Annotated in this window: 16 protein-coding genes; 6 read left to right on the top strand and 10 right to left on the bottom strand. The window is 58.4% G+C overall.

What is annotated here, in order from left to right; all coding sequences use genetic code 11:
* Window positions 1-50: 50 nt before the first annotated feature.
* Both HMPREF2888_RS02650 and HMPREF2888_RS02655 read right to left on the bottom strand, forming a co-directional pair.
* Window positions 51-1,625, bottom strand: coding sequence for a PTS ascorbate transporter subunit IIC (locus HMPREF2888_RS02650; RefSeq protein WP_070518195.1), 1,575 nt, complete (start codon window positions 1,623-1,625; stop codon window positions 51-53).
* Between the two features lie 9 nt (window positions 1,626-1,634).
* On the bottom strand, window positions 1,635-2,474 hold the full coding sequence (locus HMPREF2888_RS02655) for a PTS sugar transporter subunit IIAB (protein WP_061920895.1): 840 nt from the start codon (window positions 2,472-2,474) through the stop codon (window positions 1,635-1,637).
* Window positions 2,475-2,630: 156 nt separating this feature from the next.
* On the opposite strand from HMPREF2888_RS02655, the gene HMPREF2888_RS12945 reads away from it, so the two are divergent.
* Both HMPREF2888_RS12945 and HMPREF2888_RS12950 read left to right on the top strand, forming a co-directional pair.
* Window positions 2,631-2,798 (top strand): hypothetical protein, encoded by a 168-nt coding sequence (locus HMPREF2888_RS12945; RefSeq protein ID WP_201040651.1) that lies wholly within the window; start codon window positions 2,631-2,633, stop codon window positions 2,796-2,798.
* Between the two features lie 80 nt (window positions 2,799-2,878).
* Window positions 2,879-3,157: a hypothetical protein gene (locus tag HMPREF2888_RS12950; RefSeq protein ID WP_201040650.1), complete on the top strand. Its 279-nt coding sequence runs from the start codon at window positions 2,879-2,881 to the stop codon at window positions 3,155-3,157.
* Here HMPREF2888_RS12950 and HMPREF2888_RS02665 read toward each other — a convergent pair.
* Both HMPREF2888_RS02665 and HMPREF2888_RS02670 read right to left on the bottom strand, forming a co-directional pair.
* On the bottom strand, window positions 3,076-4,347 hold the full coding sequence (locus tag HMPREF2888_RS02665; protein ID WP_061920892.1) for a Fic family protein: 1,272 nt from the start codon (window positions 4,345-4,347) through the stop codon (window positions 3,076-3,078). The genes HMPREF2888_RS12950 and HMPREF2888_RS02665 overlap by 82 nt on opposite strands.
* A gap of 142 nt (window positions 4,348-4,489) precedes the next feature.
* Window positions 4,490-7,846, bottom strand: a complete 3,357-nt coding sequence (locus tag HMPREF2888_RS02670; protein ID WP_070518199.1) for an exonuclease domain-containing protein — start codon at window positions 7,844-7,846, stop codon at window positions 4,490-4,492.
* A gap of 306 nt (window positions 7,847-8,152) precedes the next feature.
* On the opposite strand from HMPREF2888_RS02670, the gene HMPREF2888_RS02675 reads away from it, so the two are divergent.
* The gene (locus HMPREF2888_RS02675) at window positions 8,153-9,547 is read left to right on the top strand and encodes a GntP family permease (RefSeq protein ID WP_061920939.1); all 1,395 of its coding nucleotides are present in this window, start codon (window positions 8,153-8,155) and stop codon (window positions 9,545-9,547) included.
* A gap of 50 nt (window positions 9,548-9,597) precedes the next feature.
* Here the strand turns inward: HMPREF2888_RS02675 and HMPREF2888_RS02680 are convergent, their stop codons facing one another.
* From HMPREF2888_RS02680 to HMPREF2888_RS02690, 4 genes are all read right to left on the bottom strand, one after another.
* Window positions 9,598-10,068 (bottom strand): gluconokinase, encoded by a 471-nt coding sequence (locus tag HMPREF2888_RS02680; RefSeq protein WP_061920936.1) that lies wholly within the window; start codon window positions 10,066-10,068, stop codon window positions 9,598-9,600.
* Between the two features lie 62 nt (window positions 10,069-10,130).
* A complete protein-coding gene (locus HMPREF2888_RS02685; protein WP_223197716.1) occupies window positions 10,131-10,541 on the bottom strand; it encodes a hypothetical protein in 411 nt (136 codons plus the stop codon).
* Between the two features lie 27 nt (window positions 10,542-10,568).
* Window positions 10,569-10,784, bottom strand: coding sequence for an IS1096 element passenger TnpR family protein (locus HMPREF2888_RS13275; protein ID WP_080970051.1), 216 nt, complete (start codon window positions 10,782-10,784; stop codon window positions 10,569-10,571).
* Between the two features lie 10 nt (window positions 10,785-10,794).
* Window positions 10,795-11,043, bottom strand: coding sequence for a hypothetical protein (locus HMPREF2888_RS02690; RefSeq protein WP_061920887.1), 249 nt, complete (start codon window positions 11,041-11,043; stop codon window positions 10,795-10,797).
* 132 nt (window positions 11,044-11,175) lie between these two features.
* Here HMPREF2888_RS02690 and HMPREF2888_RS02695 point away from each other — a divergent pair, with 132 nt between their 5' ends.
* Complete coding sequence (locus tag HMPREF2888_RS02695; protein ID WP_061920884.1) at window positions 11,176-13,146, top strand: fructose-specific PTS transporter subunit EIIC; 1,971 nt, start codon at window positions 11,176-11,178, stop codon at window positions 13,144-13,146.
* A 42-nt stretch (window positions 13,147-13,188) separates the two neighbouring features.
* Here the strand turns inward: HMPREF2888_RS02695 and HMPREF2888_RS02700 are convergent, their stop codons facing one another.
* On the bottom strand, window positions 13,189-13,740 hold the full coding sequence (locus HMPREF2888_RS02700) for a hypothetical protein (RefSeq protein WP_061920882.1): 552 nt from the start codon (window positions 13,738-13,740) through the stop codon (window positions 13,189-13,191).
* Window positions 13,741-14,265: 525 nt separating this feature from the next.
* Between HMPREF2888_RS02700 and HMPREF2888_RS02705 the strand changes: the two genes are divergently transcribed.
* Window positions 14,266-15,633 carry a hypothetical protein gene (locus HMPREF2888_RS02705; protein WP_061920880.1) on the top strand — a complete coding sequence of 456 codons (1,368 nt, stop codon included), beginning with the start codon at window positions 14,266-14,268 and terminating at the stop codon, window positions 15,631-15,633.
* 272 nt (window positions 15,634-15,905) lie between these two features.
* A complete protein-coding gene (locus HMPREF2888_RS02710; protein WP_061920878.1) occupies window positions 15,906-16,826 on the top strand; it encodes a ribokinase in 921 nt (306 codons plus the stop codon).
* On the opposite strand, the gene HMPREF2888_RS02715 is transcribed toward HMPREF2888_RS02710, so the two are convergent.
* The gene (locus tag HMPREF2888_RS02715) at window positions 16,823-18,046 is read right to left on the bottom strand and encodes an amidohydrolase (protein ID WP_061920876.1); all 1,224 of its coding nucleotides are present in this window, start codon (window positions 18,044-18,046) and stop codon (window positions 16,823-16,825) included. The genes HMPREF2888_RS02710 and HMPREF2888_RS02715 overlap by 4 nt on opposite strands.
* Between the last annotated feature and the right edge of the window lie 229 nt (window positions 18,047-18,275).

Below are 18,275 nucleotides of genomic sequence, written 5' to 3' on the forward strand. Positions count from 1 at the left end.
GCACGGGCGCGCAAAAAAGCGCGCAAGGAGAACCTTGCGCGCTTTGGAGGTTAGCCCCGAAAAGGCGGAACCGGAGCACCCTTCGGAGGAAGCACCTTGGGGTACTTCTTCGAAGCTGCGGTCTGGCCAGCGGCAAGCGGCTTAACGCCAGATTCCTCAGCCTTTGGGGTGGCAGCGCCCGGCTGCTCACGCCACGGAGTGGGGTCCCAGTTGGTGGCCACAAGCTTGCGCTGAGAGAACCAGCCCAGGGCCAAGACGACCAAGCCAAGTACAGCGATGAGCACGAGGCCCAACGCTCCACCGGCCTTGGAGGACCAACCCAAAAGCAGGCCGAACCAGCCAAAGTCGGCGTCGCCAAAGGTGGTGTTGGCATCGCCGAAGGAGCCGAGCACGCCCAAGAGGAAGGCCGGTAGGAAAGTGATGATGAGGCCGTTAACAAACGCACCGAAGATGGCGCCGCGGCGTCCGCCGGTTGCGTTGGCGTAGACGCCCGCTGCACCACCTGTGAAGAAGTGCGGCACGAGGCCTGGCAGGATCAGCGCCACGCCGAATGTTGGGCCGAGCCATGCGGCCAGAACAGCGAGGCCGATGAGGCCGCCGATGAAGGAGAAGATGAAGCCCACCAGCACGGCGTTTTGTGCATACGGGAAGACGATAGGCGCGTCCAGAGCCGGGATGGCACCGGGGACGACCTTGGCAGCGATGCCCTGGAATGCAGGGACGAGCTCGCCCAGGATGGTGCGCACGCCGAAGAGGATCACGGCCACGGCCACGCCGAATTGGAGGCCTTGGGTAAAGGACTGCATAAGGTAGTTACCCACGTTGGTGGCACCGCCTTCGAATGCAGTGAAGGCCTCCTCGGTACCAGCGCGCACCATGAACATGACGGCGAGCACGATGTACATGAGCGCCATGGACAGTGCGGTAGCCACCATAGAGTCGCGCAGGAAGCGCAGGCCTTCGGGAAGCTTGAGCTCCTCCGTGGACTTGGACATCTTCTCGCCCTTGCCGCCAACTGCCTTGCCCACGGCACCGGCAGCGAGGTAGCCGGCGGTGCCGAAGTGACCAATTGCGATGGAGTCGTCGCCGGTGATGCGGCGCGTCCACGGGTGTGCGATGGCAGGCAGGGAGACCATCAAGATACCCAGCAACGCGGCGCCAAAGGCAACCACGATCCAGGAAGAGTATCCAGCAGGTGCAAGGACCATGGTCAGCAAGGTGGCCATGAACAGCACGTGGTGGCCGGTCAGGAACACATAGCTCATCGGGGTAAACCGGGCCAGGATCAAGGAGACCACGAAGCCCAGAATCATAATCCACGCCACTTGGGAACCGAACTGGTCCTGGGCAATGCCCACGATGGCCTCGTTGGTGGGCACCACGCCCTGCGCGCCGGTGGCGCCGGTGATCATGGCGCCGAGGGGTTCCAGCGAGGCGGTGACCAAGCCGGCACCCGCGCCCACGAGCAAGAAGCCGAGCGTTGCCTTGATAGCGCCGCCGAGGACCTGGCCCACGCCACGGCCCATCGCGGCGAGACCCACCGCGGTAATGATGCCGATTAGGAACGCCGGCACGGAGAGAATTTCATTGACCAAGAAGTTGGCAATGTTCAATAGGACATCCATGAGTGCTCCTTAGACGTCGTAAAGCTCGCGCAGAGCAGAATCGATTTCGGACATGTTCGTAAAGTCTTCGATGACGTGGACGGGCACTCCGACATCGCCGAGCGTTGCAGCGATCTCCCCGGAGGTCAGCAGGAAATCAGCTTCCTTCGCACGCCCCTTGGCCGAAATCGTGTCTGTTGCCTCGACGGTGAGGTACTTGCCCCAGCCCCATTCATCAAGGACCTGCTCCAGCGTGTTCTTCAGGAACAACGACGTGCCCAGGCCATTACCGCACACGGTGTAGATTTTGCCCTTTGAGGCCACCGAATCAGCCGCGGTCTGGTGCTCGGCGCCATCGCGCGCGTCACTGTGATCAGCTGCAAGAGACGCGCTTGCCGACGCCGCTCCTGCCCCACCGTTCGCAACATCCACAAGCGCCTGGCGCAGCTCAGCTTCGCTTTCTACAGAATCCAGACGCGCACGCACGTCCTTCTTCCCCAGCAGCCCGGCCAGCTCCTTCATAGCCTTCAGATGCTCGGACGAATCCTTCGCTGCAAGTGCTACGACAAGAGTCACGGGGTCATTGGCCTTGGAGCCAAACTCCACTGGAGTGTCCAAGCGCACCCACGACAACGCCGTTTCGCGCACTGCTTCCGACGGCCGCGCATGAGCAAAGGCAAAGCCCGGTGCGACCACAATGTATGGACCATTTACTTCCACCGACTGCACCATCGCCTCGGTGTATGCCGGGCTCGTCTTGCCCGCCGCAACGAGCAAACCGCCCGCCAACTCAATAGCCTCACGCCAGTCACTCGCGCGGCCGTGCAGGTCAACTGCACCTTCTGCGAGTAACGCATTCAGCATGGACATACGTGTCCTCCTACCTTAACTCTTTGCCGGCCACGAAAGATATGACCAGCCCTAGCTAAAGTAATTACCAGGTATGCAAACGTTTACCTAGTCGTTGACGAAGATTTAGGCACATGCCACTCAACACTCGTTGCTGCCTTTATCACGCAACCAAGAATGGAAGCCGCATTCGCAACTGCACACCTTCAGGCAGAGCAGGCCGAAAGTTTTTACGCCGTGGCTTTCAAAAACGCTCCCAATCACATCATCGGCACACAACTCACTGATGCCTTCTGGCGCTTTAGCCGTATTAACCAAGCCGCGAATTTCGCGCCCACCGACTGATCAACCAACATTCACATCGCAGACCGTGCATCACACGATTACTGGCCTGAATTGGTTGCAGATCGCTCGCAAGGCGATGAGTGGCTGGCACATCAAATGTATTGGCATGCGATGCCGGCGACCTCCTCGATCCCGTGGATCCAGAGTGGGTTGTCGATGCTGTGGTCAACGACGACGGCCAGCTTGTCATCGACGGCATCAACATCTTCGAGACCCTCGATGAAGCCGCCGAGTCCTTGGGCGTAACCAACCTCAGCAGCGAAGATTTCTGGGCTCGTCACTCTACGAGCCCAAGCCACGTCAATCCCGGCGCGGTAAGTGCCGTAACGAGCGGGCGCCGCGACAAGAACTCGACGTAGCCCATGCTCTCGAGCTCGGCAATCCCTTTACGCGCGGTCTGCTTAGACACTCGGACAACGCCGGCTACCTCGTCCAAGCTCAGGCCAGCACGTGGACCAAAAAGCGCGACCTGTCCAAGCAAGAATGCGATTGACAATGCCAGCTCGCTTGCAGCTCCTTCGCTCTCTAGCGCACGCAGGCTCTGTTCCAGCCTATTCAGTCGGTCGCTTCTTTCCTCGAGGGAGGACAACAAACGGGCCTGGGCAGCATTGACCATCGCAGCCATATCCTCGACAAAGAAAGTCAGCTCACCATAGTTCATGGGGTCTTCTGCCGTAGTGAAGGCATCGTAGTAGCGCCTCTTCTGCCTAAAGATTTCCGCCGAGAGCGACAACGCTGTCGGGGTAGAAAGTAGCCGTGATAGCCGAATGCTCAGGAGGAATCGCCCCATGCGTCCGTTGCCGTCGTAGAACGGATGGGTATGTTCAAACATGAAGTGCTCCACAAAGGCCGCGAAGAGCTGAACCCCGCGAGACTCATGAACAGAATCGAGCATCACCTCGAGGCGCGCCCGAATGGCGGACTCGCCCCGTGCGCCCGCATGAAGCTCACGCACTCCATCGTTTAGCGAAACATCACCAGTTCGGAAGAGCTCGCCATCGGGCACATCGGCTTTGTCTACTTCTTCGCCGACGAGGGAGTCGTACAGCGAGCGAATCTCAGACAGGTTTGAGGGAAAACCCAATGGTGGAAGGTCATCTCGCCCCAAAAATTCGCCGGGGAGGGCCAAGTATTGCCGCACCATTTCCCGGAATCGTCGCACTGGCGCGCCTTCCGACGCCTTTCCCATGCTGCGTTCAGCCTCAACCGCAGCGGCGACTTCTTTGCGGGTGGAGGAAATGTTCTCAATATCGTTGGTCGCCTTTATTTCATCGACCACCAGCTCGTGAAAATAGTGTTCCCTAGCCGTCACTGGAAGCTTCTGCCACAACGCAGCAATCTGAACCTCTTGGCGCCAGACGCGCTCCACCCTTTCTGCGAGACCACGGGTGTGAACGTAGAAAAGCCCGTGCTTGCCCACCTCATAGGGCCAGGTAAAAGCAGCAGGACTTGAACGCCGCACACGGAGCTGCTCAGCAACAAGCTCCCTGCCACCGCTCGTAGCACGATAAAACACCTTTTTCAGTGGTTCGTATTTTTCCACAGGCATTACACCGCCTAAACGTTAAAAATCGCGATTTTTGTAATTAATCTACCCCAAAAACTCGCCTAAAATGAAAAATTCGCCCTTTTTAATCTTAAGCAATGCACGGGACTGCGTTATTTCAGCCCCCCTTGCTCCATGAAATCCCCTAGAGCTCCTGAATAAGGTCAGCGATCTCGTCCTGGTGGCGATGACGGAAGACCGCCACCGTTCGCCGGCGCGGCGCCTGCGGGCTCAGTCCCAGTATCTCGTTAACTCGAGCTAGCGAATCTTCCGTCGATTCACCAGGCTGCATCAGCGTGCCGTCAAGTCCCACGAAGTCATAGAGGCGAGCCAACCCAGCCTCATGATGCTGGACAGCAGGTGCGATCGAGACATCAAAGGTCCTTTCTTTGCCCAGCTTGAGCCACACCCGCTGGCCCTCGCGGACACCGAGCTCGTCGAGGAACCGCTTTATCGTTGACAACGAGACTTGCTTAAGACGATTGACACGAACAAACTCCTCACCTAACCGGCTACTCAGCGCACAGCTCTCGCCCACTTTTACTCCGTAGTACGCAGCAATGGGCGCGGGCACAGCGAAGCCGCTGCCACGCAGGTGGTCCTTGTTAACTGTCAGCAAGAGGTTCCACTCGCCGTCACGGAGATAGGCATCGCGGGCATCTGCGATATCGCCCTCCATGACGTTTCCAGACTCATCCACTCGTGCAATAACCATGCCGTCGCGAGTCTCAAAATCTCCATTGGCCGCATATTGGCGGATCGAGAGTTCTGAAATTCGCAATCTCTCTGCCTGCGCTAGCAGCTCATTCAAAGCAATCGCAGGGACTTCCTGCGAGGAGCCTGCGGCATCGACAACCGTATGAGTTCGGGTGCTAGCGGCCAGGCGCGTAGAGATCCAGCTAGCAATACTCTTGAATTCCTCGTGTCCCCACTCCGTCAGCGCCCATTGATCGGCAGAGACTTTTGTCAGACGAGGGTCAATGGAGAATTGATTAGAAGCAGACCGTGGGCTGCCGCCCCCGAGGGTATCCATGATCGCCTCTGCAGTCATCGGCTCACCGTTTATAGCAAGCACGCTCACAGCACGGTCTTGGTAGCTGCCGACCTTTGTCAGCACGTAGTTGTCCAAGACTGCGACCTTAAGTTCATCGTTGGTCACGATGTACTGCTCCAGCCGTTCCGGCGTAACTTCTAAGCCCACGGCGAGTTCATCAATCCGAACAATACCGTGGTCGTCCGCCAGCGTTGTTAACCTCTCTGACAAGGCCTGAGTGAAGCCATTGAACACCAACCAGCCGTTAACAACTTCCCATTGCTTGCCAATGCCCGTGAAAATTTCACCGAACGTTGCGTCAAACCCTGCTGGCTTTCGTACGAGATCAGGTAGCTCCCTTCGGAGCTCATCCACAGGCAAGATTGGACGGGCACGCTTACCCACAGCCGCCACGACTTCTTTAAAGAGAGCACTATCCTTCTCAAAATCTTCCGCCAATTGTCGCTCCAACTGACGGATCCTCTCGCGCGTGAGACCAAACGCGGTGCCGATGGAATCCAACGTCGCCCCACCAAGCCACCGGCTGCAAACGATTCCGCGTTTGCGTTCATCACCGTCAATGGCTCGATCGAGCTCATCCACGGCGCGTTGGAACAAAGCCCGCACTGGGGATTGGTGCTCAAGGTGTGCAGTAATTATGGGGACCTCGGCTGCGACGGCACTTGGTAACGACGCAACCTCTACAACCGCGCCATTTAGCTGTGCCCACCCGATGTACAACGCGGCTTGGTCCAACGCACGGATTTCTTCGGACGTTCGACACAAAAATTCAGCAGCACGCCCCGCGGAGTCATCATCGCTAAAAGGATTGTTCCCCAAGGGGATGTCACCATAAAGGTTCTCCGCTGCGCCAATGCTATCGATCACCGCGGCATTTCCGCTGTCACTGGCTGCAAGAACCACGGCTTCCACCATGGCCACAAGCTTGTGTTCGCCTACTCCTGGAAGATCACGCAAGTCCTCCACGGTTGCCTCCAGCGGTTGCGGGAACCGCGCAAACCACTGTGTGTACCCGCTCTTGTAAGAACTTTGCACCTCGATCTCACTAAACGGCGTCAACTGGGGTGAGAGCTCCAAAAGCTTCCGTCTTGGGTGCTTGGCGCACCACTCCACCGCCAATGCCTTTGTGCCAGTGTGCGCACTTGTGCCAGAAACGCCAGTGCTCCACGGGAAGATCCCGTAGGTTTCTGTCAGCTCAAGTTCAGCAGGCTGTGCCGACAGGTCCTGCTCCACGAGTTGTCCGCCCCCAGACATATTGCCCAACAGACGAGCAAAAGCCGTCTCACCAATAATTGGGACGCCGTACTCCCTGGCCTTGCGCGCCTTTCCACTCATGGAGTCAGGGTTCGCTGCAACGAGTAGCACGGACTTCTTCGTCACGCCGCCGACACTTAGCCCTACTGCCATTGCGCGACGTTCCCATTCTTCTCGGGGAAGATCGAACTGCCCCGTAAACGTCACTCTGTCCCCAGCAGACAGGCTGATACCCAGTTCATTTTCCCCTCGCTGTGGTGCCGCAAGGAGTGCCTCGGCGGTATCGGCAGGCAGCCCCAGCTGCTCGTTGAGCAACAGCAGCGTGGCACGTTCTTCCTCTGTCACCTCACCATCAAGCCAAACCTCCACGGCGAGCTGCCGGATGAATTCTTCATGAATACTCATCACGTCATTGCTGGTGAGCCCCTCCTGCTGCGCTTGGTTCTGCAGCTGGACAATTTCAGACTTGGAAAGTTCCTTATCTACCAACGCTGCCGCGAGCAGTTTCTTGTACTTCTCCGCATCTCCGGAGCCTTCAGGTGCTGCAGTATCTGCCAGGCGGACCAGCCATTCACCACGCTTGTGCGTCAAATCTTCTGCCAACGCGGTGCGAGGTAGAAGCGCGCCGCGAGCAGGAAACTCCTGCGGTGGGAGGGTAATTGCTCTGCTGCTTATCACCACATCAGTACCTTGGCTAACCAGCCGGGCAAACAGCTCTGCAGTCGCCAGTGCATCTGCCAGTGCCGAGTGCGGACGGGCGTTTGTAATCCCAACAACTTCCAAGGCGTGCTCAAGGGTTGCACCCTCGCCTGGATACGTCTGCTGGAACAACCGCTTGGTATCAACCACCCACGCCCCGTAGTTGGGCCACGCCACCCCTAAACTAGAAAACTCCCTCTTCAAGAACCGCGCCTCGAAAGGCGCATTGTGTGCGACCACCGTGCGCCCGTTGAGAAGTTCGAAGAATTCCCCTGCGACTTCGCCGAAAAGGGGCGCATCCACAACGTCAGTCGGTGTGATGCGGTGAACGAATGAGTTCGGAATATCCCGCTGCGGCTGCACCAAGGTCTCCCACGTTGACTCCACATCCCGGTTGTGGTCCAACAGAACCACACCTATCTCGATGACTCGATCAGTCGAGCCAAAGCCTGTGGTCTCGAAGTCAACGACGGCGTATCGCTTAGGGGCAACCATGGGGCCTTCCTTCTAGCTTGTTGGATCAATGCGTTGAGCTACTCAATTGCGCTGCACACCACATCATATGTGTCGACATGTCTCGAGTCTGTCGGCCTGGCCCAGATCGGTGTCCTAAATAAATGGAATCGTCGTCATCGTCCTCCTTCGAGGTAGCGCTGACGCTTAGGTTCCAATTTGAGCTGCACGGTACGAAAGTCACATTTGAGTGGTTATATCCACGCTTATTTCCGATGATAATCTGACTCACAACTACGGCTTGACAGCAAGGCCGTAACTTAAGAAAGGATTAGTTCCATGGACGTCATGGAAACCTGGGAGCCGGTGCTTACAACCGGCCCTCTGCTGGGGATAGCAGCTGCCGCGGTTGCCTTGATTCTGGTCATGGTGATCTACTTCAAGGTTCACGCATTCATCGTGTTGACCATAGTTTCTACCCTGACTGCGCTTATTGCCGGTATCCCTCTTGAAGGCGTAGTACCGACGCTAACCAAGGGCTTTGGTTCAACGCTTGGTTCCGTTGCGCTGTTGGTTGGTTTGGGCGCCATGATCGGGCGCTTGGTTGAAACCTCCGGTGGCGCTAAATCGCTTGCCGACGCCCTGGTTAAACTCTTCGGCGAAGATAAAGCACCGTTTGCGCTAGGCGTTGCCTCGCTCATTATGGGTTTCCCCATCTTCTTCGACGCTGGCTTAATCGTGATGCTGCCGGTGATCTTCGCAGTGGCGCGGCGTCTTAACGGCCCGGTTCTCGCCTACGGTATTCCCGCGGCCGGCGCGTTCTCAGTAATGCACATCTACCTTCCGCCCCACCCGGGTCCTGTCGCTGCCAGCGAATTCTATGGCGCTGACATCGGTCTCATTTTGGTCTTCGGCCTGCTGGTCGCGCTTCCTACGTGGTATCTCTCCGGCTACCGCCTGGGCCTGCACTTGGGCAAGAAGTACCCCTTCGTTGTCGGCGATATTTTGACCGGCGAACGCGTGGCGGATGAAAAGCTTCCGGAAAAGCCAGCTTCACCGGCGACGGTCATCGGAATTCTTCTTATCCCAATGCTCCTTATCTTTGGCAACACCGGCTTGTCGGCGCTTTCCTCCGCCGGTCACATTTCGGGCGATGCCACCTGGGTGAAATTCTTCATCTTCCTAGGCCAGACCCCCATCGCACTGCTCATCACGGCGATTGCCGCGATGATTGCGCTCGGATTCAAGCGCGGAATGGATAAGACGGCGATCGAAAAGACCATGGAGTCTTCCCTGAGGCCGATTTGCTCAGTGGTGCTGATTACCGGTGCCGGCGGCATGTTCGGCGGCGTGCTACGCACTTCTGGAATCGGCGATGCTCTGGCTGATTCGATGGCAGGCCTCGGCATTCCTGTCATTCTTGCCTGCTACCTCATTGCGGTCGCGCTACGTCTTGCGCAGGGTTCTGCCACCGTGGCTCTTACTACTGCAGCAGCGCTCATGGTCCCGGCTGTGGAAGCAGCAGACTACTCTGCAGTGCAGCTTGCTCTTATCGTGCTTGCCACCGCCGCGGGTTCGGTTTTTGGCAGCCACGTCAATGACTCGGGCTTCTGGTTGGTCGGCCGCCTCATGGGCATGGACGTGGCAACCACGCTGCGCACGTGGACCCTCAACCAGGCACTCGTTTCCTTCGTCGGCTTCGTCTTCGTGCTTATTATCTTTGGGATTACTGCAGCGCTTTAGCCCCAGTTAGCCTCAGTCCAAGAAAGCCAATCCACAACGGTTTAGGGCATCTAGCCCCGCAGATACCTCGCTGCTTCGGCAGCTAGTTCTGCGGGGCTTTGTGCTACGTCGAGCACTATCCCCGGCTCGTCCTCACCCAGTTCCTCTAAAGTTTCGAACTGCGATTGCAAAAGCGATACCGGCATGAAATGGCCTGCACGGTTTTGCATGCGTTCCAGCAAAAGCTCGTAGCTGCCGTGCAGATGAACGAAAACCGTGTCAGGCGCATGGGTGCGAATCAGATCCCGGTACGAACGCTTAAGCGCTGAACATCCCACGATGGCGCCTTCGGTTTGCCCCTGCATCCAGTGCCCGATTGCTTCGAGCCAGGGCCAGCGGTCGGCGTCGTTAAGCGCGTGCCCCGCGGACATCTTTTCGATGTTGGCGGCCGGATGCATGTCGTCGCCGTCCTTAAAGACGAGGCCCACCTGGCCTCCCAGCAGCTGCCCCACCGTGGATTTCCCGCAGCTGGACACTCCCATCACGATGACGTGTTTATGGGCAAGGTCCGTGTTCACCTTAGTAGAGTTCACAGCCTTCAAGACTAGTACTGCGGGGTGAAGTTGATACGTTCAATCTCCGCTCGCGCGGCCGGGTCCAACATCGCGCACAATCCGCCGACCACGTAACGGACTCCGGGAACCGTGGTGGAGGAACCCACGCCTTGCACGCAACGATCAAAGGCAGGCAAGCCGATACCGGGTGCCGGCGAATTCATCGAATAGAACGACGCTGCCATCGCCGCACCGCGATTGCTGTTCAGCGCATCAGAGGAACCCTTGATTCCCTGCCACAAGACTGCCCCAACCGGATCAACTAGGAACTGATGCTGCTCCTCCGGCGTCAACGCGGCAGCCTCTGGCGCAGTCGCACCCACGCCACCACCACTAACCACGCCAAGGGACAAAAGCCCAACTGTCAAAGCACGAGCACAAACACGAGAGAACTTATTCATAAACGCAACCTACCACGCTAATCAGTCTCACGAAGTGGCTTTTCCACACGTTATTAACAGCGCTTCAACGCGGTGGACCCAACTATCCCTTAAAGCACAATTTCGATGCGTGAACTGATCCCGATGGCAGTCCTCCCAAGCAAAAGCCACCTGCAAAACCTCGTTCAAGCCCGACAACGTCATGCCTGCATCAACAGCAATTTCGCGAGTGACTCGGAATTGTCCGACTTCCAGTGTGGCCAAAAGTTACTAGCTACTCATGATTTGAAGGCTTCGGATTAGCTATAGCCTGTTGAATCATCACGAGCTCGACTCCTAAGATTTCGCCGGAAGATGACACATCCACAGCACCAGCAATAGATGCTGGATCGTCACTGAAAGATAGTGGAATTGAGTACTGATATTCGCCGACATCTTTATCATCAGTGCGTTTTAGCGTAATGCCTACATCGTCGAATACGCCTGACAAGTCCAATCTGTCACCCTTTTTGATCATCTTCATTCTCCCCTTTTCCAATTAGCACGTACATCCGAAACACTATCGCAATTCAGCTCCCTCTTCCCTCACTTCGGTTCTCAGGCCAAACACCACCGCCGCTAGATTCCCGATTCCCCGTCCTGTTAGATCACAGTTATGAGTACATCGCAATCAAGGCCGAGGCTGCTTGCCATCACGGCCTGCCCAACGGGAATCGCACATACCTACATGGCGGCGGAAAACCTTGAGGCCGCGGCGCAGAAGCTGGGCTACGAGCTTAAGGTGGAAACCCACGGCTCCATCGGAGTCGAGGGGAAGTTTTCGCAGGCAGACATCGATGCGGCAGACGCCGTTGTCATCGCGGCGGATACGGTGGTGGCTAAGGACCGCTTCGTCGGAAAGCGGCTCGTAGCTACCGGCGTCGACGAAGCCATTAGCCGCCCGGAGGAGCTACTGGGCCGTGCACTGGAGGCAACGGCGCTAACTACAGCTGAGGCCCGGCGTGACTCCGCCGAGAGCGCCACCCCGGCGGGAGGCCGCACAGAAGGTACTGCCGATTCGGGTCTGCGCGGCTTTGGCCAGACGCTGTATAAATCCCTGATGAATGGCGTGAGCCACATGATCCCCTTCGTAGTCACGGGCGGTTTGCTCATCGCGGTCGCGCTGTCCATCGGCGGCACGCCAACCCCGGAGGGCATCGCCATTCCGGAAGGCAGCTTCTGGTTCACCATTAATCAGCTAGGTGCCCTGGCGTTTTCTTTGATGGTGCCGATTTTGTCCGGCTACATCGCCGTGGGCATTGCGGATAGGCCGGGCCTTGCACCGGGACTTATCACCGGCCTTATCGCCACGACGGGTTCGCTCTACGGATCGGATGCGGGTGCCGGATTCATTGGCGGCATCATCACAGGTATCTTGTCCGGCTATGTTGCCCTGGCCATCAAGAAGATTCCGGTAGGCAAATACGTCGCGCCGATTTGGCCGATTATTGTCATTCCGATTCTCACCACGCTTATCGTGGGCCTGGCGTTCATCTACATCATCGGTCATCCAGTCGCCGCTGCCTTCGAGGCAATGACGGAGTACCTCGCTGGCATGCAGGGTTCCTCCGTGCTCATACTCGGCGCTGTCATCGGCGCGATGATTGCCTTCGACATGGGCGGGCCTTTCAACAAGACCGCCTTCCTCTTCGGCGGCGGCCTCATCGCGGCTGGCAACGCGGCACCGATGGGCATGGCGGCAACGGCGATTGCCGTGCCACCGCTAGCCGTCGGCGTCGCCACCTTGGTTCGCCGCAGCTGGTTCAACAAGGCCGAGCGCGATTCCGGTATCGCCGCCCTTTTCATGGGTATGTTCGGAATTACCGAGGGCGCGATTCCGCTCGCCGCTGCTCGTCCGCTGCAGGTCATTCCGGCTAACGTCATCGGCGGTGCCGTCGCGGGCGCCATCGCGGGACAGCTCGGCGTCGAGGATCACGTCATGCACGGCGGCCCGATCGTGGCGCTGCTGGGCGCCGTCGACAACGTTGGCGGATTCATCATCGGCCTGGCGGCCGGCATTCTTGTCGACGCCGCGCTTATCCTCCTGCTCGTCGGTATCACCGCCAAGAAGGGTGCCGCGGCGTCGGAAGCAACTCCTACTGAAGGCGCCAGCGATAGCGATGCCCTGCTTCTTCCCGATACGGTCGCGCTTGAGACCACGCGTGGTACCAACCGCGAGGACATCATTCGCGAGCTCGTCGCTTCCATCGCAGCCACCGGTCGCGCTTCCGACGCCGAAGCGCTTGTCGACGCCGCACTAGCCCGCGAAGAGCAACACTCCACCGGCGTCGGCAATGGCGTTGCCATCCCGCACGCCCACACTGCAGGGGTCACGCGCCCAACCTTGGCTTTCGCCCGTCTTCCCAAGCCCGGCATTCAGTGGGCCGAGGGCGAGGAGGCAACCGACCTAGTATTCCTGATCGCTGTTCCGGAAGGCTCCGGCAATCAGCACCTCAAGATTCTGTCGAAGCTGGCCCGCCGCCTGATGAAGGAAGATTTCCGCGCACAACTGCGTGCTGCGGGCACTCGCGAAGAGGTCATCGACCTGGTGGGCGATGCAGTCGCTGTTCCCACCCCGGCGCAATAGTTCTTGAACTAAACGCTAAATCCCCCGCTTAGCGGGTGCTCGTCACGCTACTCGATCTCCCCATAGCACCCGCAATTCCTCAGTCGCCGGCCGCCAGTACGCAGCTTGGGCCGCAGTAAATTCCTTCAGCAAGTGCCCGCCGCTGCGTGCAGCGGTGCGGGTGGCCTCGTTCGTAGCGGCATCGAGGACGTCGATATAGCGGCCGACCTCGTCGCGCGGGATGCGAAGTCCCATCGTTATATGCGGGGTCCAGCGGGCCCCTCGTGATTCAGGATTGGCCGCGCTAATCTCCCGAGCGGCCGCTTCGAACTCATCGGTTGTTTCCAGAAGCCAAGCGATTGATTGCTTCGAGCGCGTTCCGAATACTACGGTTCCCACCCGTTGAAAAGTTGCTGGCAATAGCGGCGGAAGCAGTTCAGCGGCCAGTTCCACTGCCTCGGGGGCCATGGATTGGGCGAAAGTAATAGTGATGTGCGGGCGCTGATTCTGGCGTGGCAGGCCACGCCGAACGAGGTCGTCGAATAGCTCGGCGATGGCCCGTTCTTGCTCTTCAGAAAGATAAAGCAAGAGGTTTTCTGGGGATTTGGCGCTCATGATTTCAGGTTATGGCATTTGAACTATTAAGGTTGTCTGGTTTCCAAATGCTGTTAGCCGAGCACATAAGCCCGCATGGTGTTATCCTCACCACTGGGCGCGATAAGCCACGTGACAATACATCCCAGTCATTAATTTGCACAGGCTATCCCAAGGTGAAGCGCGGGGCTGAGCCAGCAAAACGGATTTTCCGCCTTTCGAGGACCGCCATTTAGCCATTTTCCACATAAGGATCACCCCTGAAAGTAATCATACTTTAGTTTGTGATCGTTCGGACAAGAACACTTTTCGCACGATGTAGTCCTAATTTGGAAAATTCCCAGTCAGCGTTAATTTTCCACCGAAGCTGTTTACAGCGTTCATGACACTTATGTGAATTTCTATCTTTAATTGTCAATACATCTCTATCGTGCGTCACTGAAAAACAGTCGCTAGCGTAGGTCTTCGTCACGCACCGCCAACGTATTCGCCGTGCGTAACTCGCCAAAAATACGTCCACCTCCAGTCGTTCGAGGAGAACTAAACATGTCTATCCGTCGTCGCTCCGCCGGCCTGTTCGCCGGCCTTGCCATCGCCGGCAGCACGCTCATGATGCCAGCAGCTAACGCTGAAACCATCACCGAGTCCTACCCAGAGACTCCGGCCATCAACGCCAAGCTGCCAATCATCCACACCACCCACGGCTCAGATCACAAGAAGGCTAACGTCCTTAACCCGCGCCCGGTCTGCAACCCATGGGAAGACCACCGCACCGTTGTCTACAAGGCAACTGACACCTTCATGCCAGCTGGCACCATCTCCACCACCAACCAGACTAAGAAGGACATTCCGCTGCAGCAGAATCTGTCCAAGTCTCAGTCCATCCAGCTGGAGGTCAACGGCGACCGCACCAGCACCACCTCCATGAACTTGGGCGGCGACGTCTCCGGCAAGAACTCCAAGGGCTCCGCAGGCATCTCCCACGAGATCGCTACCAAGCTCGGCGCTTCCGCTTCCTACTCCCTGTCCTGGGAGGCTGGCCAGTCCATCGGACCTTACGACGTTCCGCCAAACCACACCGGCGAAGCAACCTACGGCTTCCGCGTTCTGAACATGACCGGCACCCAGCAGTACTGCAAGACCAACGGTACCTGGTCCACCCCGACCGCTTGGTCCGCACTGCAGCCAGTCAAGAACGAGGTTCGCGTCAAGCTGTACGACGACCTCGCTGACTCCTTCGCTCCTAACAAGGACGCACAGAACACCGAAGAGGTTAAGCAGGAGGACAAGGATCCGAAGGCTGACGCTGAGGTTGTCAAGGACAACGAGGCTCCAGTAACCGAGGCACCTGTTTCCGAGGCTGAAGCTAAGAAGGAAGAGGAAGCTGACAAGGCAAAGCTCGAAGAGGTAAAGAAGGACGAGAAGTCTGACGAGAAGCAGAAGCTCGACCTGAAGCCTTTCTTCACCACCTCCGGCGCTAAGCACTCCGGTTTCGCAGGCACCGTTGCTCTGCAGCTGGAAAACGTTGGCTCTGACCGTTACTACGGCACCTTCCCTGCAGTTCAGTACCGCGTTGACGTGAAGACCGACAAGGGCCCGAAGGGCGTTGACCGCCTCATCACCCCACGTTCTTCCAACGGCGCTCACATCCGTGACCTGGGCTTCAACGAGAAGACCTCCACCCGCACCTTCGAGGTCACCCTGGCTAACCCAATCAACGCTGGCGAGAAGGTTCGCGTTGCAAACCTCGACTTCGGCGATGGCGACACCAAGGAAGGCCGCATCCACAACTACATCGAGGTCACCCAGATTGGCCGTCTGGAAGGCGACAACTCCCAGGCTAACGACCAGAACGTTGACTCCCGCAAGGCAACCGTCAACGACTTCGGCAAGCAGGTTAAGGGCACCTTCTAAGCCCTGCAAGCATCCGCTGCTTAGATAAGCCGCTCCACATCTTCCTTCAGCTCCCTTCTCAGGGGCTGGAAGATAGGGAGCGGCTTTCCCAGTTTTGCGCACGCCCATCGGGGTCAATCCAGCACAATTTGCCAAACAAGGCGCCAAAACTTCCCGAAATCACCCCAATATTTGGCAAATTGCACCCTTGCGCCGCCCCAAGCCTGGACGCGGACTCTTAGAGTGGACCACACAAGGGAGCACACAAAAGGCACAAACGCAAAGGAAACTCCATGACTACAAAACAGCCGCGATGCGTAGTCGTCGGCTCGATCAACGCCGACTTGATGATTAGCGTGGAACGCCACCCCACCCCGGGCGAGACATTGATAGGCGGTGGCGGCGACATCCTCGCCGGCGGCAAGGGCGCAAACCAAGCGGTAGCTGCGGCACGCCAAGGCGCCAGTGTCTCATTCGTGGGCGCAGTCGGCGATGATGCGTACGCAGGCCCAGCCATGGAACTGCTAGAAGCATCGGGCGTCGATCTCAGCCACGTCGAACACCTCGATTCCACCACCACGGGCCTTGCGGTAATCGAGGTCGCAGCCGATGGCGAGAACACCATCGTCGTGGTCCCCGGCGCGAATGCGCGGGTAGACGCTGAGTTCGTTCAACAGCACGCGCGGGCAATGCACAAGGCGGACTTGGTGCTGCTACAGGGCGAGATTCCCGCCGCAGGATTCCAGAAGGCGGTCGAACTCGCACGCGCGGTAGGCGCCCGCGTGGTGGTGAACCTGGCGCCGGTGGTGGACGTCGATAAGCAGGCGCTCCTACAGGCAGACCCACTCGTGGTTAACGAACACGAGGCGGGGTTGGTGCTCAAGCAACTGGGGGCGCAGACGCCGGGCGATGAACCAGAAGAACTCGTAGAATGCCTGCGCGCCGAAGGCTTTGCCGCGGTGGTGTTAACGCTTGGACCGCACGGGGCCATCGTGGCGGATGCCGAGGGCACCACGCCGATTCCCACCCCACAGATCAAAGCGGTGGACACAACGGGCGCTGGCGACGCGTTCACAGGCGCGCTCGTGGCGAAGCTCCTACAAGGGGCCACGCTTACCGACGCCGCCCATCACGCCGCCTGCGTCGGCGCCTTCGCCGCGCTGGGCCGCGGCGCCCAGCCTTCCTACCCGGATCTAAAAGCGCAGCTTCCTTAAACCGCCAGCCAAGGGCAAAGCGCAGCAACCGTGGCCTCGGCACCTGCTTCCAGGGTGGGGTGCAGCTCAGGGACGAACTGCGGAGAGTGATTGCCCGGTGCATTCTCCGGAGTTGGGAAGCCGCCGACAACCCAGAAACAATACGGTGTGCCAAAGGCATTCGGGATATCCGGGAAATCCTCAGAGGCCACGAGAGGCGCGAAGGTCTCCGTGCGCTCCTCCCCCAACAAGGTCTGCATAGACTCGGTGACCTTGGCAGTTACATCGCGGTCATTGTCCAGCACTGGGAAGCGATCGGAGTATTCGAAGGAAGGCTCCGGCGCGCCCGCCGCGGCGGCCTGATTGTTCACGATGCGCTCGATCGAGGCATGAATGTGGTCTTCGACTTCCTGCGAGTAACAGCGGGTATTGAGCTCGAACACGACTTTATCCGGAATCACGTTGGACTTCGTGCCGCCGTGAATCGTGCCCACGGAGACCACCGCGCGCTCGCTGGCCGGTAGCTCACGGGAGACAATTGTCTGCAGCTGCATGATGATTGAGGAGGAAAGCACGATTGGGTCGACGCCCTTCTCCGGCATGGAGCCATGCGAGCCGACGCCGCGCACAGTTACTTTCACAGTGGAAGCCTGGGAGAAGCTAATGCCCTCGTTGGTCGCAACATGGCCCAGTGGCAATGCACCCATGACGTGCTGGCCCAGCATGACATCGGGGACTGGAATCTTGCCCGTGATTCCCGCCGCAACCATGTCCTTGCCGCCTTCGGCGATCTCCTCGGCGGGCTGGAAGACTGCTTCGAAAGTGCCGGACCACTGCTCGCGGTTTTCCGCCAGATAAGAGATGGTGGTCAAAAGCCACGTGGTGTGCATGTCGTGGCCGCACATGTGCCCGACCGGCACCTCCTGGCCAGTCTTGTCGGAGACCTGAGTGACAGTCGAGGCGTACTCAACACCGGAGTCTTCCTTGACTGGCAAGCCGTCGAAATCGGCACGCATCGCCACGGTTTGGCCATCGCCGTTGCGCAGGATTCCGACGACGCCGGCTCCGACGTCGACTACCTCGACGTCGCCAAGCGTCTCCAGCTCTTTGATAATCCGTGCCTTGGTTTCGGCCTCCTGCAGCGAGAGCTCTGGGTGCTGGTGGAACCACTTATAAAGCTCCTCACGCTGCGCCTTGGTCTTTTCCAGATACGTTTCCAAAGATTCATACAGCTGCGTCATAGATCTCACCTTATGCCTGCCCGGTCACCGGTTGCAGAGAACGCACTCTTGACGCCGCATCCCCCGCCAACCCCACCACCGTCATCATCGGGGGGTAGTCACGCACATCGACGCGCCGTGACTACCCCCGCCTTTCCTTAAAAATGGCGTCCCACTTCACAAAGTGACGTGACGCACGATACACTATCCGCCTATAGATTGTTGAACAATTTTAAAAGGGGATTTGAGT

The organism is Corynebacterium sp. HMSC077D03 (assembly GCF_001808545.1).
GTDB lineage: Bacteria > Actinomycetota > Actinomycetes > Mycobacteriales > Mycobacteriaceae > Corynebacterium > Corynebacterium simulans.

Excerpts from the sequence above, each read along its gene's own strand:
- HMPREF2888_RS02710 (WP_061920878.1), top strand. The coding sequence starts at position 15,906 with ATGACTACAAAACAGCCGCGATGCGTAGTCGTCGGCTCGATCAACGCC.
- HMPREF2888_RS02675 (WP_061920939.1), top strand. The coding sequence starts at position 8,153 with ATGGAAACCTGGGAGCCGGTGCTTACAACCGGCCCTCTGCTGGGGATA.
- HMPREF2888_RS02690 (WP_061920887.1), bottom strand. The coding sequence starts at position 11,043 with ATGAAGATGATCAAAAAGGGTGACAGATTGGACTTGTCAGGCGTATTC.
- HMPREF2888_RS12945 (WP_201040651.1), top strand. The coding sequence starts at position 2,631 with ATGGAAGCCGCATTCGCAACTGCACACCTTCAGGCAGAGCAGGCCGAA.
- HMPREF2888_RS02695 (WP_061920884.1), top strand. The coding sequence starts at position 11,176 with ATGAGTACATCGCAATCAAGGCCGAGGCTGCTTGCCATCACGGCCTGC.
- HMPREF2888_RS02650 (WP_070518195.1), bottom strand. The coding sequence starts at position 1,625 with ATGGATGTCCTATTGAACATTGCCAACTTCTTGGTCAATGAAATTCTC.
- HMPREF2888_RS02705 (WP_061920880.1), top strand. The coding sequence starts at position 14,266 with ATGTCTATCCGTCGTCGCTCCGCCGGCCTGTTCGCCGGCCTTGCCATC.
- HMPREF2888_RS02665 (WP_061920892.1), bottom strand. The coding sequence starts at position 4,347 with ATGCCTGTGGAAAAATACGAACCACTGAAAAAGGTGTTTTATCGTGCT.
- HMPREF2888_RS02670 (WP_070518199.1), bottom strand. The coding sequence starts at position 7,846 with ATGGTTGCCCCTAAGCGATACGCCGTCGTTGACTTCGAGACCACAGGC.
- HMPREF2888_RS02700 (WP_061920882.1), bottom strand. The coding sequence starts at position 13,740 with ATGAGCGCCAAATCCCCAGAAAACCTCTTGCTTTATCTTTCTGAAGAG.
- HMPREF2888_RS02680 (WP_061920936.1), bottom strand. The coding sequence starts at position 10,068 with ATGGGAGTGTCCAGCTGCGGGAAATCCACGGTGGGGCAGCTGCTGGGA.
- HMPREF2888_RS02685 (WP_223197716.1), bottom strand. The coding sequence starts at position 10,541 with ATGAATAAGTTCTCTCGTGTTTGTGCTCGTGCTTTGACAGTTGGGCTT.
- HMPREF2888_RS02715 (WP_061920876.1), bottom strand. The coding sequence starts at position 18,046 with ATGACGCAGCTGTATGAATCTTTGGAAACGTATCTGGAAAAGACCAAG.
- HMPREF2888_RS02655 (WP_061920895.1), bottom strand. The coding sequence starts at position 2,474 with ATGTCCATGCTGAATGCGTTACTCGCAGAAGGTGCAGTTGACCTGCAC.